This is a genomic window from Streptomyces sp. NPDC046887, from assembly GCF_040644755.1.
In the GTDB taxonomy this organism is placed as follows: Bacteria; Actinomycetota; Actinomycetes; order Streptomycetales; family Streptomycetaceae; genus Streptomyces; species Streptomyces lichenis.
In genome coordinates, this window is the sequence record NZ_JBEYXH010000042.1 from 45195 (window position 1) to 61678 (window position 16484).

General features: G+C 72.6%; 14 protein-coding genes. All 14 read left to right on the forward strand.

From position 1 onward, the window contains the following. The first annotated feature begins 2 nt into the window (after positions 1-2). Positions 3-1931, forward strand: a complete 1929-nt coding sequence (locus ABZ945_RS28605; protein WP_361275241.1) for a penicillin-binding protein 2 — start codon at positions 3-5, stop codon at positions 1929-1931. 183 nt (positions 1932-2114) lie between these two features. Beyond that, entirely contained in the window at positions 2115-3743 is a 1629-nt protein-coding gene (locus tag ABZ945_RS28610) for a UDP-N-acetylmuramoyl-L-alanyl-D-glutamate--2,6-diaminopimelate ligase (RefSeq protein ID WP_361275244.1), read from the forward strand. Positions 3744-3747: 4 nt separating this feature from the next. Next, on the forward strand, positions 3748-5160 hold the full coding sequence (gene murF, locus ABZ945_RS28615) for a UDP-N-acetylmuramoyl-tripeptide--D-alanyl-D-alanine ligase (RefSeq protein ID WP_361275247.1): 1413 nt from the start codon (positions 3748-3750) through the stop codon (positions 5158-5160). Further along, on the forward strand, positions 5157-6227 hold the full coding sequence (mraY, locus tag ABZ945_RS28620; protein WP_248636256.1) for a phospho-N-acetylmuramoyl-pentapeptide-transferase: 1071 nt from the start codon (positions 5157-5159) through the stop codon (positions 6225-6227). The genes murF and mraY overlap by 4 nt, the downstream gene beginning before the upstream one ends. Further along, positions 6224-7642: a UDP-N-acetylmuramoyl-L-alanine--D-glutamate ligase gene (gene murD / locus ABZ945_RS28625; protein ID WP_361275249.1), complete on the forward strand. Its 1419-nt coding sequence runs from the start codon at positions 6224-6226 to the stop codon at positions 7640-7642. Before mraY ends, murD begins: the two co-directional genes overlap by 4 nt. Before the next feature lie 76 nt (positions 7643-7718). Then, positions 7719-9101, forward strand: a complete 1383-nt coding sequence (gene ftsW / locus ABZ945_RS28630) for a putative lipid II flippase FtsW (RefSeq protein ID WP_361275252.1) — start codon at positions 7719-7721, stop codon at positions 9099-9101. 6 nt (positions 9102-9107) lie between these two features. Then, positions 9108-10199: an undecaprenyldiphospho-muramoylpentapeptide beta-N-acetylglucosaminyltransferase gene (gene murG / locus ABZ945_RS28635; protein ID WP_361275255.1), complete on the forward strand. Its 1092-nt coding sequence runs from the start codon at positions 9108-9110 to the stop codon at positions 10197-10199. 35 nt (positions 10200-10234) lie between these two features. Beyond that, entirely contained in the window at positions 10235-11032 is a 798-nt protein-coding gene (locus tag ABZ945_RS28640) for an FtsQ-type POTRA domain-containing protein (protein ID WP_361275258.1), read from the forward strand. Positions 11033-11311: 279 nt separating this feature from the next. Further along, positions 11312-12520 carry a cell division protein FtsZ gene (gene ftsZ / locus ABZ945_RS28645; RefSeq protein ID WP_248636261.1) on the forward strand — a complete coding sequence of 403 codons (1209 nt, stop codon included), beginning with the start codon at positions 11312-11314 and terminating at the stop codon, positions 12518-12520. 10 nt (positions 12521-12530) lie between these two features. Continuing rightward, positions 12531-13313, forward strand: a complete 783-nt coding sequence (gene pgeF / locus ABZ945_RS28650; RefSeq protein WP_361275261.1) for a peptidoglycan editing factor PgeF — start codon at positions 12531-12533, stop codon at positions 13311-13313. Beyond that, positions 13310-14035 carry a YggS family pyridoxal phosphate-dependent enzyme gene (locus ABZ945_RS28655; protein WP_361275264.1) on the forward strand — a complete coding sequence of 242 codons (726 nt, stop codon included), beginning with the start codon at positions 13310-13312 and terminating at the stop codon, positions 14033-14035. Before pgeF ends, ABZ945_RS28655 begins: the two co-directional genes overlap by 4 nt. A gap of 131 nt (positions 14036-14166) precedes the next feature. After that, positions 14167-14808: a cell division protein SepF gene (gene sepF / locus ABZ945_RS28660; protein WP_248636264.1), complete on the forward strand. Its 642-nt coding sequence runs from the start codon at positions 14167-14169 to the stop codon at positions 14806-14808. Between the two features lie 83 nt (positions 14809-14891). Then, entirely contained in the window at positions 14892-15188 is a 297-nt protein-coding gene (locus ABZ945_RS28665; RefSeq protein WP_361275267.1) for a YggT family protein, read from the forward strand. 56 nt (positions 15189-15244) lie between these two features. After that, positions 15245-16408: a DivIVA domain-containing protein gene (locus tag ABZ945_RS28670; RefSeq protein ID WP_361275270.1), complete on the forward strand. Its 1164-nt coding sequence runs from the start codon at positions 15245-15247 to the stop codon at positions 16406-16408. The last annotated feature ends 76 nt before the right edge of the window (positions 16409-16484 follow it).

Consider the following 16484-nt stretch of genomic DNA (forward strand, 5'->3'; position numbering starts at 1 on the left):
CAGTGCCGACCACCCAGCCCCCGCGCCGCCGGGTACCCGCCCCGGCCCGGGTGTCCCGCCCGGCCGCCCGCCGGCCCCGGCCGGGCCGCCCCGGCACCCTGCGGCTCGGCAACCCGCGCCCCCGGCTGCGGCTGGTCAGCCTCGGACTGACCCTGGTCATGCTGGTCTTCACGGTCCGGCTGCTCCAGGTGCAGGCGCTGGACGCCGACGCCTACGCGGCCAAGGCCGGGAAGAACCGCTACCAGGAGATCACCCTCTCCGCCGAGCGCGGCGAGATCACCGACCGGGCCGGGGTGGCCCTCGCCACCAGCGTCGACGCCTACGACATCACCGCCGACCCCAAGATGTTCACGCCCCAGGAGGCCAAGGCCCCGGACGCGCCCGAGCAGGCCGCCGCGCTGCTCGCCCCGATCCTCGGCCAGGACTCCGGGGAGCTGGTGAAGAAGCTCAAGGCGCCCGGCTCCCGCTACGCGCTGCTCGCCCGCCGCCAGACCCCGCAGGTCTGGAACCAGATCCGGGACCTCAAGAGCGTCTACGCCCGCAAGGCCCGTGAGGGCAAGGCGAAGGGCGGCAGCGGGGTCAGCGTGCTGGCCGGCGTCTTCAACGAGCCCAGCAGCAAGCGGGTCTACCCCAACGGGGCGCTGGCCGCCGGGATACTGGGCTATGTCAACGCCGAGGGCCGCGGGGGAGGCGGCCTGGAGTCCATGCTGGACGAGCAGCTGGCCGGCCGGGACGGCAAGGTCAAGTACGCCCAGTCCGGGGGCCGCCGGGTGCCCACCGCCGGCGCCAACGAGACCCCGGCCGTGCCCGGGTCGGACATCGAGCTGACCATCGACCGGGACATCCAGTGGGCCGCCCAGCAGGCCATCAGCCGCCAGGTCGAGGAGTCCGCCGCCGACCGCGGCTATGTCGTCGTCCAGGACACCCGCACCGGCGAGGTGCTGGCCATGGCCAACTCGCCCGGGTTCGACCCCAACGACCTCTCCCAGGCCGACTCCGCCGCCATGGGCAACGCCGCCCTCCAGGACGCCTACGAGCCGGGCTCCACCTCCAAGGTGATGTCCATGGCCGCCGTGCTGGAGGAGGGCGCCGCCACCCCCTCCACCCATGTCACCGTGCCCAACCGGCTGCACCGCGGCGACCGGCTGTTCAAGGACGACATCGACCACCCCACCTGGTACCTCACGCTCAACGGGGTGCTCGCCAAGTCCAGCAACATCGGCACCATCCTCGCCACCGGCCAGCTGGGGAAGAACCAGGCCGAGTCCAACCGGGTCCTCCACTCCTATCTGCGGAAGTTCGGCATCGGCCGGCCCACCGGGCTCGACTACCCGGGCGAGACCCCCGGCATCCTGGCCGACCCCGGGAAGTGGTCCACCTCCCAGCAGTACACGATCCCCTTCGGCCAGGGCCTGTCCGTCAGCGCCATGCAGGCCGCCTCCGTCTACTCCACCATCGCCAACGGCGGCCAGCGCGTCGAACCCACCCTGGTCCGCGGCACCCGGGGCCCCGACGGGCGCTTCACCCCGGCGCCCGCGCCCAGGAAGACCCGGGTGGTCAGCGAGAAGACCGCCACCACCCTGGCCGCCATGCTGGAGTCCGTGGTCGACGACCGGGAGGGCACCGGCACCAAGGCCGCCATCCCCGGCTACCGGGTCGCCGGCAAGACCGGCACCGCCAACCGCGTCGACCCCGAACTCGGCCGCTACAAGGGCTACACCGCCTCCTTCGCCGGCTTCGCCCCCGCCGACCAGCCCCGCCTCACCGTCTACTGCGCCATCCAGAACCCCACCAAGGGCAGCTACTTCGGCGGCCAGATCTGCGGCCCCGTCTACAAGAAGGTCATGGAGTTCGCCCTCAAGACCCTGTACATCGCACCGACCGGCAAGCAACCCCCGCGGATGCCGGTCACGTTCGAACCCGGCCAGTGAGCCGGGCGGGAGCCACCAGTGACAACCCTCACCCCCCGATCAGCCGACCAGCCCGGAGACCGGCCGCGGCAGCCGACCGTGAACGAGGCCGGAGGCCCGCCCTCCGCCGCCCCCACCGGGGAAGCAGCCTCCCCCACCGGAGGGGCCCCCGGCCACGCCGCCCCGGCGGCCTCTTTTGGCCCGATGCCGCCCCCGCCCGGTACGCTCACCGCCGTGCCACACGCTGATCAGTCCCGAACCACCCCCGCGGACGCGCCCGCCACCCGCCCCGGAGCGCCCCGGCCGGACCGCACCCGCCCCGTACCCCTGGGCGAACTCGCCGCGAAGCTGGGGACGACGGCCCCCGGCGACGCCCAGGTGACCGGCATCACCCACGACTCCCGGGCGGTACGCCCCGGAGACGTGTACGCCGCGCTGCCGGGCGCCCGCGCCCATGGTGCCGACTTCGCCGGGCAGGCCGCCGACCTGGGCGCGGTCGCCGTGCTCACCGATCCCACCGGCGCCGAACGCGCCGCCGCCACCGGGCTGCCGGTGCTCGTCACCGAGCAGCCGCGCGGCCGGATGGGCGAGCTGGCCGCCGACATCTACGGCCGGCCCGGCGAGGACCTGCTGCAGATCGGCATCACCGGCACCTCCGGCAAGACCACCACGGCCTATCTGGTCGAGGGCGGACTGAAGGCGGCCGGCCGGTCCACCGGGCTGATCGGCACCGTCGAGATGCGCATCGGCGACGAGCGCATCAAGTCCGAGCGCACCACCCCCGAGGCCACCGATCTCCAGGCGCTCTTCGCGGTGATGCGCGAACGCGGCACCGAGGCCGTCGCCATGGAGGTCTCCAGCCACGCCCTGGTGCTCGGCCGGGTCGACGGCTGCGTCTTCGACGTCGCCGTCTTCAACAACCTCAGCCCGGAGCACATGGAGTTCCACTCCGGCATGGAGGACTACTTCCAGGCCAAGGCGCAGCTGTTCACCCCGCGCCGCTCCCGCCGAGGGGTCGTCAACCTCGACGACGAGTACGGCCAGCGGCTGGTGAAGGAGGCCTCCGTGCCGATCACCACCTTCTCCGCGGAGGGCCACCCGGACGCCGACTGGCGTGCCGAGGACGTCGAAGTGGGCGCCACCGGCTCCACGTTCACCGTTCTCGCCCCCGACGGCCGGCGGATCAACGCCGCCGCCCCGCTGCCCGGCCCGTTCAACGTGGCCAACACCCTCGCCGCGATCACCGTCCTGGCGGTGGCCGGAATCGACCCCCAGACCGCCGCCGACGGGGTGGCCGCCGTACCCGGCGTCCCCGGCCGGCTGGAGCGCGTCGACGCCGGGCAGCCCTATCTGGCGCTGGTCGACTACGCGCACAAGACCGACGCCGTCGAGTCGGTGCTGCGCTCGCTGCGCAAGGTCACCGAGGGCCGGCTGCACATCGTGCTCGGCTGCGGCGGCGACCGCGACACCACCAAGCGCGGCCCGATGGGCGCCGCCGCCGCGCGGCTCGCCGACACCGCCGTGCTCACCTCCGACAACCCCCGCTCCGAGGACCCCCTGGCGATCCTCGCCGCCATGCTGGCCGGCGCCGCCGAGGTGCCCACCCACGAACGCGGCGACGTGATCGTGGAGGAGGACCGGGCCGACGCCATCGCGGCCGTCGTCGCACGTGCGAAGCCCGGTGACACCGTGCTGGTCGCCGGCAAGGGCCACGAGCAGGGCCAGGACATCGCCGGGGTCATCCGCCCCTTCGACGACCGCGAGGTCCTGCGCTACGCCATCCAGGCGCACCTCCAGACCCCCGCCTCACCCCACCCGAACACCCAGGGATGACCTAGTGATCGCCCTCTCCCTCGCCGAGGTCGCCACCCTCACCGGCGGGCAGCCGCACGACATACCGGACCCGGAGCTGAAGGTCACCGGTCCGGTCGTGATCGACTCCCGCAAGGTCGGACCCGGCTCGCTGTTCGCCGCCTTCGCCGGTGAGAACGTCGACGGCCACGACTACGCCGCCGGCGCCGTCGACGCGGGCGCCGTCGCCGTGCTCGCCACCCGGCCGCTCGGCGTGCCCGCCATCGTCGTGGACGACGTGCAGAGAGCCCTCGGCGCGCTCGCCCGCGCGGTGGTCGCCCGGCTCGGCACCCGCGTGGTCGCGCTGACCGGCTCGGCCGGCAAGACCAGCACCAAGGACCTCATCGCCCAGGTGCTCCAGCGCAAGGGCCCCACGGTCTGGACCCCCGGCTCCCTCAACAACGAGATCGGCCTGCCGCTCACCGCGCTCACCGCCGACGCCACCACCGAGCACCTGGTGCTGGAGATGGGAGCGCGCGGAATCGGCCATATCCGCTACCTCACCGAACTCACCCCGCCCTCCATCGGGCTGGTGCTCAACGTCGGCTCCGCCCACATCGGCGAGTTCGGCGGCCGCGAGCAGATCGCCCAGGCCAAGGGCGAAATGGTCGAGTCCCTGCCGGCCGCCGAGGACGGCGGCACCGCCGTCCTCAACGCCGACGACCCCCTCGTCAAGGCCATGGCCTCCCGCACCAAGGCCCGCGTCCTGCTCTTCGGCGAGGCCGACGAAGCGGACGTACGGGCCGAGAACGTGCACCTCAGCGATGCCGGGCAGCCCTCGTTCCGGCTTCGGACACCCACCGGGTGCAGCGACGTGACCTTGCGCCTGTACGGTGAGCACCACGTGTCGAACGCGCTCGCCGCGGCCGCCGTCGCCCATGAGCTGGGCATGTCCGCCGAGGAGATCGCCACCGCGCTCTCCGGGGCAGGCACCCTCTCCCGCTGGCGTATGGAGGTCACCGAGCGTCCGGACGGTGTGACGATCGTCAACGACGCCTACAACGCCAACCCCGAATCCATGCGGGCCGCGCTGCGCGCGCTGGTGGCCATGGGCCGGGGGCGCCGTACGTGGGCGGTGCTCGGCACCATGGCCGAGCTGGGCGACGAGGCGCTCGCCGAGCACGACGCGGTCGGACGGCTCGCCGTCCGGCTCAATGTCGGCAAGCTCGTCGCGGTCGGGGGCAGGGAAGCGTCCTGGCTGCAACTGGGCGCATACAACGAGGGTTCGTGGGGTGAGGAGTCGGTGCACGTGTCCGACGCACAGGCGGCGGTCGACCTGCTGCGCAGGGAACTGCGCCCGGGAGACGTCGTGCTGGTGAAGGCGTCCAGGTCGGTCGGTCTGGAGCGGGTCGCCCAGGCGCTGCTGGAGACCGCCGAGGGCGAGGTTGCCGGCCGATGAGGCAGATCCTCTTCGCGGGGGCCATCGGGCTCTTCCTCACCCTGATCGGCACCCCGCTGCTGATCAAGCTCCTGGCCCGCAAGGGATACGGGCAGTTCATCCGCGACGACGGCCCGCGCACCCACGGCAGCAAGAAGGGCACGCCCACCATGGGCGGTATCTCCTTCATCCTCGCCACCCTCATCGCGTACGCGCTGGCCAAGGTCATCACCGGCGGGGAGGTGTCCTACTCCGGCCTGCTGGTGCTGTTCCTGATGGCCGGCATGGGCCTGGTCGGCTTCCTGGACGACTACATCAAGATCGTCAAGCAGCGCTCGCTGGGCCTTAGGGCCAAGGCGAAGATGGCCGGCCAGCTGATCGTCGGCATCGCCTTCGCGGTGCTGGCGCTCCAGTTCGCCGACACCCGCGGCCAGACCCCGGCCTCCACCAAGCTGTCCTTCATCACCGACTTCGGCTGGTCCATCGGCCCGGTGCTGTTCGTGGTGTGGGCGCTGTTCATGATCCTCGCCATGTCCAACGGCGTGAACCTGACGGACGGTCTGGACGGCCTGGCCACCGGCGCCTCGGTGATGGTCTTCGGCGCGTACACCTTCATCGGGCTCTGGCAGTTCCAGGAGTCCTGCGCCAACGCCCTGGAGCTGACCAACCCCAACGCCTGCTTCGAGGTCCGCGACCCGCTGGACCTCGCGGTGGTCGCCTCCGCGCTGATGGGCGCCTGCTTCGGCTTCCTGTGGTGGAACACCTCACCCGCCAAGATCTTCATGGGGGACACCGGCTCGCTCGCCCTCGGCGGCGCGCTGGCCGGCCTCGCGATCTGCTCCCGCACCGAGCTGCTGCTCGCGCTGCTGGGCGGCCTGTTCGTGTTGATCACCCTCTCCGTCGTCATCCAGGTCGGTTCCTTCCGGATGACCGGCAAGCGGGTCTTCCGGATGGCGCCGCTCCAGCACCACTTCGAACTCAAGGGCTGGTCCGAGGTCCTGGTGGTGGTCCGGTTCTGGATCATCCAGGGCATGTGCGTCATCGTGGGCCTCGGCCTCTTCTACGCGGGATGGGCAGCCGACAAGTGAGCACCACCTCCTGGCAGGGCACGCACGTCACCGTCGCCGGCCTCGGCGTGAGCGGCATCCCCGCCGCCCGCGCCCTGGCCGGTCTCGGCGCGCACGTCACGGTCGTCAACGACGGCGACGACGAGCGCTCCCGTACGCAGGCGGAAGAGCTGCGGGCCGAAGGCATCGCGGTACGCCTCGGGGACGGCGACACCCTGCCGGAGGGCACCGAACTCATCGTCACCGCCCCCGGCTGGCGCCCCGACAAGCCGCTGTTCGCCGCCGCCGAGGCGGCCGGCGTCGAGGTGTGGGGCGATGTGGAGCTGGCCTGGCGGCTGCGCGGCCCGGACGCCGCGCCCTGGCTGGCGGTCACCGGCACCAACGGCAAGACCACCACCGTACGGATGCTGGCCTCCATCCTTGAGGCCGCCGGGCTGCGCACCGCGGCCGTCGGCAACATCGGCGTCTCACTGCTGGACGCCGTGCTCGGCGAGCCGCGGTACGACGTGCTGGCGGTCGAGCTGTCCAGCTACCAGCTGCACTGGGCGCCCTCGCTGCGCGCCCACTCCGCGGCCGTGCTCAACCTCGCCCCCGACCACCTGGACTGGCACGGCTCCATGGAGGCGTACGCCGCCGACAAGGGCCGGATCTACGCGGGCAACACCGTCGCCTGCGTCTACAACGCCGCCGACAAGGCCACCGAGGACCTGGTCCGGGAGGCCGACGTCGAGGAGGGCTGCCGGGCCATCGGCTTCACCCTCGGGACCCCCGGGCCGTCCCAGCTCGGCATCGTGGACGACCTGCTGGTGGACCGGGCGTTCGTGGAGAACCGGCAGCAGCAGGCCCAGGAGCTCGCCCAGGTCTCCGACGTGAACCCGCCCGCCCCGCACAACATCGCCAACGCGCTCGCCGCCGCCGCCCTGGCCCGCGCCTTCGGCGTCCCGGCCGGCGCGGTCCGCGAGGGCCTGCGCGCCTTCCGGCCCGACGCCCACCGCATCGAGCATGTCGCCGACGTGGACGGCGTGGCCTATGTGGACGACTCCAAGGCCACCAACACCCACGCCGCCGAAGCCTCCCTCGCCGCCTACCAGGGCATCGTCTGGATCGCCGGAGGCCTCGCCAAGGGCGCCACCTTCGACGAACTGGTCCAGCGTTCCGCGCCCCGGCTGCGGGCCGCCGTGCTGATGGGCGCCGACCGCGCCCTCATCCGCGAAGCCCTGGCGCGACACGCCCCCGAGGTCCCGGTGGTCGACCTCGACCGGACCGACACTGGGGCGATGTCCGAGGCGGTCGCCGAGGCCGCCCGGCTCGCCCGGACCGGGGACACCGTGCTCCTCGCCCCGGCCTGCGCGTCGATGGACATGTTCACCAACTACACCAAGCGGGGCGAGGCGTTCGCGGACGCCGTCCGCGCACTCGCCGCCGAACGCGCCTGACCGTCGGGCCGTGGGGCCGCCGCGGCCAGGGCGCCGGGACACCACCGGACCGGACACCACCGGAGGGGACAGCGACATGCGGGCCGACCACACCGCGTACCCGCCCCGCTGGGCGGGCATCGCCCTGCGCGGCCGCACCGCCGGAGCACGCACCCCCGCCACCGTCCGCCGCCCCCGCCGCCCGGCCCCCGGCCGGCCCCCGCGCGGCGGCGGGCTGCGCGCCGCCTACGAGCGGGCCCGGCGGGCCTGGGACCGGCCGCTCACCGCGTACTACGTGATCCTCGGCGCCAGCCTGCTGATCACCGTCCTCGGGCTGGTGATGGTCTACTCGGCCTCCCAGATCCAGGCGCTGAACTTCTCGCTGCCCGACTCCTACTTCTTCCGCAAGCAGTTCTTCGCCGCCGCGATCGGCGCCGGACTGCTGCTCATGGCCTCCCGGATGCCGGTCCGGCTGCACCGGGCGCTGTCCTACCCGCTGCTGGTCGGCGCGGTCTTCCTGATGGTGCTGGTGCAGATCCCCGGGATAGGGCACGCGGTCAACGGCAACCAGAACTGGATCTCCCTCGGTGGCCCCTTCCAGCTCCAGCCCAGTGAGTTCGGCAAGCTGGCGCTGATCCTGTGGGGCGCCGACCTGCTCGCCCGCAAGCAGGACCGGCGGCTGCTGGGCCAGTGGAAGCACATGCTGGTGCCGCTGGTCCCGGTCGCCTTCCTGCTGCTCGGGCTGATCATGCTCGGCGGCGACATGGGCACCGCGATCATCCTCACCGCGATCCTCTTCGGGCTGCTCTGGCTGGCCGGGGCGCCCACCCGGATGTTCGTCGGGGTGCTGCTGGTAGCCGCCGTGCTCGGTGCCGCGCTGATCGGCACCAGCAGCAACCGGATGGCCCGGCTCGGCTGCATCGGCGCCGCCGACCCCGGGCCCGGGGACGCCTGCTGGCAGGCCGTGCACGGGATCTATGCGCTGGCGTCCGGCGGATGGTTCGGTTCCGGACTCGGGGCGAGTGTGGAGAAATGGGGCCAACTCCCCGAACCGCACACCGACTTCATTTTCGCCATCACCGGGGAGGAACTGGGACTGGCGGGGACGCTGTCGGTGCTCGCCCTGTTCGCGGCTCTAGGCTATGCGGGTATCCGCGTGGCCGGACGCACGGAGGACCCCTTCGTGAGGTACGCCGCGGGAGGAGTGACCACCTGGATCACGGCCCAGGCCGTGGTCAACATCGGTGCGGTGCTCGGGCTGCTGCCCATCGCCGGCGTCCCCCTCCCGCTGTTCTCCTACGGGGGCTCCGCCCTGCTGCCGACCATGTTCGCCATCGGACTGCTGATCGCCTTCGCGCGAGACGAGCCGGCGGCGAGAGCGGCCCTCGCCCTGCGCCGGCCCAGGCAGGGCGGCCGGGCCGGGGTGAGTTGGAAGTCGATGCGACGGCGCGTCAAGAAGCGTCCGTCCGGAGAGCGGTGAATTTCGGTGCATGTCGTACTCGCCGGTGGGGGGACCGCCGGCCACATCGAGCCGGCGCTCGCCCTCGCGGACGCCCTGCGCAGGCAGGACCCCACCGTGGGGATCACGGCCCTCGGGACCGAGCGCGGCCTGGAGACCCGGCTCGTGCCCGAGCGGGGCTACGAGCTGGCGCTCATCCCCGCCGTGCCGCTGCCCCGCAAGCCCACGCCGGAGCTGATCACCGTCCCCGGCCGGCTGCGCGGCACCATCCGGGCCGCCGAGCAGGTGCTGGAGCGCACCAAGGCCGACTGCGTGGTCGGCTTCGGCGGCTATGTGGCGCTGCCCGGCTACCTCGCCGCCAAGCGGCTCGGCGTGCCGATCGTGGTCCACGAGGCCAACGCCCGCCCCGGGCTCGCCAACAAGATCGGCTCCCGGTACGCGGCCGGGGTCGCCGTCGCCACCCCGGACAGCAAGCTGCGCAACTCCCGCTACATCGGCATCCCGCTGCGCTACTCCATCGCCACCCTGGACCGGGCCCGGGTCCGCCCCGAGGCGCGCGCCGCCTTCGGGCTCGACCCCAACCTGCCGACCCTGCTGGTCTCCGGCGGCTCCCAGGGCGCCCGCCGGCTCAACGAGGTCATCCAGCAGGCCGCCCCGATCCTCCAGCGCTCCGGGATCCAGATCCTGCACGCCGTCGGCCCGAAGAACGAACTGCCGTACGTCGAGAACATGCCCGGGATGCCCCCGTACGTCCCGGTACCGTATGTGGACCGGATGGACCTCGCGTACGCCGCGGCCGACATGATGCTCTGCCGCGCGGGCGCGATGACCGTCGCCGAACTCTCCGCCGTCGGGCTCCCCGCCGCGTACGTCCCGCTGCCCATCGGCAACGGCGAGCAGCGGCTCAACGCCCAGCCGGTGGTCAAGGCCGGCGGCGGACTGCTGGTCGACGACGCCGAGCTGACGCCCCAGTGGGTCCAGGGCAACGTGCTGCCGGTGCTGGCCGACCCGCACCGGCTGTACGAGATGTCCCGCTCGGCCGCCGAGTTCGGCCGCCGGGACGCCGACGAGCTGCTCGTCGGCATGGTCCGCGAGGCGATCGCCGCCCGCCGGGGCTAGCCCCGGTCGGCCGCACGCAGGAGGAGGCAGGGAGCATGGCCGGACCGAGTACCGCCGAACGTGGCGCCCGCAGGCCGAAGAAGGGCGCCCCGGCGCCGGCCCGGCCCTCCCGCCCCGCCCCCCGCCGCCGGCTGCCGCCGCCCCGGGTGCTGCTGCTCGGCCTCGCCGCGCTCGCCCTGGCCGGCGGCGGGGCCTGGGTGGTGTACGGCTCCTCCTGGCTGCGGGTGGAGGCCACCGCGGTCTCCGGCACCCGGGTGCTCACCCCCGCGCAGGTGGAGGCCGCCGCCGACGTCCCCCGGGGCGCCCCGCTCGCCTCGGTGGACACCGAGGCCATCGCCGGCCGGCTGGTCCGGAAGCTGCCCCGGATCGACACGGTGGAGGTGACCCGCTCCTGGCCGGACACCGTCGAACTCACCGTCACCGAGCGGACCCCGGTGCTCCTTGCCCCCTCGCGCGGCGGCTACACCGAGATCGACGCCACCGGCTCCCGGTACGCCACCGTGAAGCGGGCACCCGCCGGCGTACCGCTGCTGGAGCTGAAGCCGGCCGACTCCGCCAGCCTGCGCCGCTTCGGCCGGGAGGAACTCACCGTGTCCGCCGTGGCGGTGGCGGGCGCGCTGCCCGAGGCCGTGGCCAAGGACACCCGGTTGCTGCGGGTGACCTCCTATGACGCGGTCACTCTGGAACTCACCCGGGGGCGCCGGGTGGTGTGGGGCAGCGCCGGGAACGGCGAGCCCAAGTCCCGTGCGCTGACCGCCCTGATGAAGGCCGAACCCCGTGCGCGGACGTTCGACGTCAGTGCTCCGACCGCCCCGGCCGCTTCGCGCGGTTGACGCACATATGCCCTGGCCAGCACCCTGGTTGGTCAGCGCTCCGGGTGATCACATAGGGTGAAAAGAAAAACGGGAGGTTCGGCGTGTTCGTTGAACGCGCGCCACTTGTCGACTTAGTGTCCTGTTCGGAGAAGAGTCCAGCGGACAGGCGTACTGGTAACCCTAAACTTCAACGTTAGGGTTTGGGTCGGCGTTCCGGACCGTCCCATCGGCATCCGCCGTCGCGGCGCGCACACGGGCGCGGCGGCGGCACGTAAATCGAGGCGAGAGGCCTTCGACGTGGCAGCACCGCAGAACTACCTCGCAGTCATCAAGGTCATCGGTGTCGGCGGCGGTGGTGTCAATGCCATCAACCGAATGATCGAGGTCGGTCTCAAGGGTGTCGAGTTCATCGCCATCAACACGGACGCACAGGCGCTGTTGATGAGTGACGCCGACGTGAAGCTCGACGTCGGCCGCGAACTCACCCGAGGCCTCGGAGCCGGGGCCAACCCGGCAGTCGGTCGCAAGGCGGCAGAGGACCACCGCGAGGAGATCGAGGAGGTCCTCAAGGGGGCCGACATGGTCTTCGTCACCGCGGGCGAAGGCGGTGGCACCGGCACCGGCGGCGCCCCCGTGGTCGCCAACATCGCGCGCTCCCTGGGCGCGCTGACCATCGGCGTGGTCACCCGGCCCTTCACCTTCGAAGGGCGGCGCCGCGCCAACCAGGCGGAGGACGGCATCGCCGAACTCCGCGAAGAGGTCGACACCCTCATCGTCATCCCCAACGACCGGCTGCTGTCCATCTCGGACCGCCAGGTCAGCGTGCTCGACGCGTTCAAGTCGGCCGACCAGGTGCTGCTCTCCGGCGTACAGGGCATCACCGACCTGATCACCACCCCCGGTCTGATCAACCTGGACTTCGCCGACGTCAAGTCGGTCATGTCCGACGCCGGTTCGGCGCTCATGGGCATCGGCTCGGCCCGCGGCGACGACCGCGCGGTGGCCGCCGCCGAGATGGCGATCTCCTCGCCGCTGCTGGAGGCCTCCATCGACGGCGCCCGCGGGGTGCTGCTCTCCATCTCCGGCGGCTCCGACCTCGGCCTGTTCGAGATCAACGAGGCCGCCCAGCTGGTGAGCGAGGCCGCCCACCCGGAGGCCAACATCATCTTCGGCGCGGTGATCGACGACGCCCTCGGCGACGAGGTGCGGGTCACCGTGATCGCCGCCGGGTTCGACGGCGGCCAGCCGCCGGCCCGCCGGGACAACGTGATCGGCGCCTCCTCCACCGCCAAGCGCGAGGAGTCCCCGGCGCCCCGCTCCATCCCGGAACCGCCCCGTCCGGCGCCCGGACTCGGCACCGTCCCGGTGCGCGAGGAGCAGCCGCCGGCCCCGGCGCCCGTCGAGCCGGCCCCGGTCTCGGAGGCCAAGTCGCCGAGCATCCCGGAGCCGCACCACTACCCGGACAGCCAGGCCGAAGAGCTGGACGTCCCGGACTTCCTGAAGTGACCTGGTTGACGTGATAGGGCAGTACCACTCCGCGAGCGGCGCGCACTTCGCCTTCACCGACCGGTGGGGCGGGGTGAGCGCCGCTCCGTACGAGCAGCTCAACCTCGGGGGAGCGGTCGGCGACGACCCGGACACGGTCCGCGCCAACCGCCGGCTCGCGGCCGAGTCCCTGAAGCTGGACCCGGCCGCGGTCGTCTGGATGAACCAGGTGCACGGCCGCCAGGTCGCCGTGGTCGAAGGGTCCTGGCCCGACGGCCCGGTCCCGGCGGTGGACGCGGTGGTCACCGCGCGGCGCGGGCTCGCCCTCGCCGTACTGACCGCCGACTGCGTCCCCGTGCTGCTGGCCGACCCGGTCGCCGGGGTGGCCGCCGCCGCGCACGCCGGACGGCCCGGACTGGCCGCCGGGGTCGTCCCGGCCGCCGTCGAGGCCATGGTCCGGCTCGGCGCCGAGCCCTCCCGGATCACCGCGCACACCGGTCCCGCCGTCTGCGGACGGTGCTACGAGGTCCCCGCGGTCCTGCGCGAGGAAGTCGCCGCCATCGAGCCGGCCGCCTGGGCCCAGACCAGTTGGGGCACTCCCGCCCTGGATGTGGCCGCCGGAGTGCACGCCCAGCTCGCCGCGCTCGGGGTGGCCCACCGGCACACCTCGGAGGTCTGCACCCGCGAGTCCGGCGACCACTTCTCGTACCGCCGCGACCGCACCACCGGCCGGCTCGCCGGCTATGTCTGGCTGGAGGCCGAACCGGAGCACTCCGCGGGGCCGGACGCCGCACGGAAGACGGAAGACTCATGACGGACCGCGACCGCAGGGCGGAACTCGCCGCCAACCTCGGGCGGGTGGAGGAGCGCATCGCCGCCGCGTGCCGGACCGCCGGGCGCCCCCGCGAGGACGTGACCCTGATCGTGGTCACCAAGACCTATCCGGCGGACGACGTACGGCTGCTGTACGAGTTGGGGGTGCGCCATGTCGCCGAGAACCGTGACCAGGACGCCGCCCCCAAGGCGGCCGAATGCGCCGATCTCGATCTGACCTGGCACTTCGTGGGCCAGTTGCAGACCAACAAGGTCCGTTCCGTGACGGGTTACGCCCAGGTGGTGCAGTCCGTGGACCGGTTGAAGCTCGTCGGCGCACTCTCGGGCGCGGCGGAGCGCGCCGGGCGCGCACTGGGGTGCCTGATCCAGGTCGCGTTGGACGCCGGGGCGAGCGGGCGCGGGGAGCGCGGCGGCGTCGGACCGGACGGCGTGGCCGAGTTGGCCGACGCGGTGGCGGACGCCCCCGGGCTCACCCTCGGCGGGCTGATGACGGTGGCCCCGCTCAGCGGGGAGTACGCCGGGCGCCAACGCGCCGCGTTCGACCGGCTGGTGGACATCTCGGCCCGGCTGCGTGAGGCTCATCCCGCTGCGACCATGGTGTCCGCGGGGATGAGCGCGGACCTGGAGGACGCCGTCGCCGCGGGGGCGACACATGTACGCATCGGTACGGCGGTACTCGGTCGGCGCCCGCCGCTCCGGTAACGTCGCGAAGCAAAGTCGGACCACAGCAGAAAATATGGTCATTTCCGCCGAACAGCGGACAGGCCGGGAGCCAGTGGATCGCGGGCACCAGTGACGATGCCGATCCACCACAGAGCGGAGGACTGGAGAGCATGGCCGGCGCGATGCGCAAGATGGCGGTCTACCTCGGCCTCGTGGAGGACGATGGGTACGACGGCCGGGGCTTCGACCCCGACGACGACTTCGAACCCGAGCTGGAGCCGGAGCCCGAGCGGCGCCACCAGCCCCCGCACCAGGCGGTCCACGCCTCCGCGCACCAGCCGCACCGCCCGGTCGAGCACGAGGAGCCGCCCCGGGTGGTGGCGCAGCCGCCGGTGCCCCGCGAGCCCGTCGCGCTGCCGGTGGAAAGCGGACGTCCGGCACGAATCGCCCCCGTGTCATCCATCACACCCGAACGCCCGAGCCTGGAGAAGAACGCACCGGTGATCATGCCCAAGGTCGTGTCCGAGCGGGAGCCCTACCGGATCACGACGCTGCACCCCCGGACCTACAACGAGGCCCGTACCATCGGGGAACACTTCCGCGAGGGCACCCCCGTGATCATGAACCTGACCGAGATGGACGACACCGACGCGAAGCGGCTGGTCGACTTCGCCGCCGGTCTGGTGTTCGGCCTGCACGGCAGCATCGAGCGGGTGACACAGAAGGTGTTCCTGCTGTCGCCTGCTAACGTCGATGTCACGGCGGAGGACAAGGCCCGCATCGCAGAGGGCGGATTCTTCAACCAGAGCTGAGAGCACGACACCGGGAACGACCGGCCCGCGCGGCCGGACGGACACGGGATGGACATGGGGATCAGGGGAGAGGGAAGCGCGGGATGAGCGTGGCACTGCAGGTGGTCTACATCGCTCTGATGTGCTTCCTGGTCGTCCTGATCTTCCGGCTCGTCATGGACTACGTCTTCCAGTTCGCCCGTTCATGGCAACCCGGGAAGGCGATGGTGGTCGTTCTGGAGGCCACCTACACTGTCACCGATCCACCACTGAAACTCCTTCGGCGGTTCATCCCGCCGTTGCGTCTCGGAGGCGTGGCACTCGACCTGTCCTTCTTCGTCCTGATGATCATCGTATGGCTCCTGACCTCCCTCGTGAGCAGTCTCATGATGAAGGTGTAGGGGTCCAGCGATACGGTCCTGCCGACTGCCGACGACTACGTAGAGGTGAAGGAAAGATGCCGCTGACCCCCGAGGACGTGCGGAACAAGCAGTTCACGACCGTCCGCCTCCGAGAAGGCTATGACGAGGACGAGGTCGATGCCTTTCTCGACGAGGTCGAGGCGGAACTGACCCGTCTCCTGCGCGAGAACGAGGACCTGCGCGCCAAACTGGCCGCGGCCACCCGCGCCGCCGCGCAGAACCAGCAGCAGCAGGGGATGCGCAAGCCTCAGGAGCCCCAGGACCGTCCGCAGGGTCCCGGCGCCCCGGTGCCCGCCGCCATATCCGGACCCCCGGTCCAGCAGCAGCCCCCGCAGATGGGCCCGCCCCAGCTGCCCGGTGGAGCTCCCCAGCTGCCGGCCGGTCCGAGCCACGGCGGCCCGCAGGGCGGCCCCGGCGGCCCCATGGGCCAGGGCCCGATGGGCAACGGCCCGATGCAGGGCGGTCCGATGCAGGGCGGCCCCGGCCAGATGGGCGGCCCCATGCAGGGCGGTCCCGGCCAGATGGGCGGCCCGATGGGCGGCGGCATGGGTGGACCCATGGGCGGCCACGGCGGCCCGGGCATGCCCCAGCCGCAGAACCCCGGCGGCGACAGCGCCGCGCGGGTGCTCTCGCTGGCCCAGCAGACCGCCGACCAGGCGATCGCGGAGGCCCGCTCCGAGGCCAACAAGATCGTCGGTGAGGCCCGTTCGCGCGCCGAGGGCCTGGAGCGCGACGCCCGCGCCAAGGCCGACGCGCTGGAGCGGGACGCCCAGGAGAAGCACCGCGTGGCCATGGGCTCCCTGGAATCCGCCCGCGCCACCCTGGAGCGGAAGGTCGAGGACCTGCGCGGCTTCGAGCGCGAGTACCGGACCCGCCTGAAGTCCTACCTGGAGAGCCAGCTGCGCCAGCTGGAGACCCAGTCGGACGACTCGCTGGCCCCGCCGCGCTCCCCGGCCGCCCCGTCGCTGCCGCCGTCCCCGTCGATGGCCTCGGCCGGCGCCGGCGCCCCGTCCTACGGCGGCAACCAGACGATGGGCGGCGGCCCGTCGATGGGCCCGGGTCCGTCCTACGGCGGCCAGCAGCAGATGTCGCCCGCGATGACCCAGCCGATGGCACCGGTGCGCCCCCAGGCGCCCCAGCCGATGCAGCAGGCGCCGTCGCCGATGCGGGGCTTCCTCATCGACGAGGACGACAACTGACGCGGCGGCCCGTGCGGGCCGCGTAGCGCGGTAGGCAGTCACCAGGGCCGGGCCCGGGACCACGAGTCCCGGGCCC

Coding starts and splice junctions, on each gene's coding strand:
- ABZ945_RS28655 (WP_361275264.1), top strand. CDS start 13,310: ATGACGGACCGCGACCGCAGGGCGGAACTCGCCGCCAACCTCGGGCGG.
- ftsW (WP_361275252.1), top strand. CDS start 7,719: ATGCGGGCCGACCACACCGCGTACCCGCCCCGCTGGGCGGGCATCGCC.
- mraY (WP_248636256.1), top strand. CDS start 5,157: ATGAGGCAGATCCTCTTCGCGGGGGCCATCGGGCTCTTCCTCACCCTG.
- sepF (WP_248636264.1), top strand. CDS start 14,167: ATGGCCGGCGCGATGCGCAAGATGGCGGTCTACCTCGGCCTCGTGGAG.
- ABZ945_RS28665 (WP_361275267.1), top strand. CDS start 14,892: ATGAGCGTGGCACTGCAGGTGGTCTACATCGCTCTGATGTGCTTCCTG.
- ABZ945_RS28640 (WP_361275258.1), top strand. CDS start 10,235: ATGGCCGGACCGAGTACCGCCGAACGTGGCGCCCGCAGGCCGAAGAAG.
- ABZ945_RS28610 (WP_361275244.1), top strand. CDS start 2,115: ATGCCGCCCCCGCCCGGTACGCTCACCGCCGTGCCACACGCTGATCAG.
- ABZ945_RS28670 (WP_361275270.1), top strand. CDS start 15,245: ATGCCGCTGACCCCCGAGGACGTGCGGAACAAGCAGTTCACGACCGTC.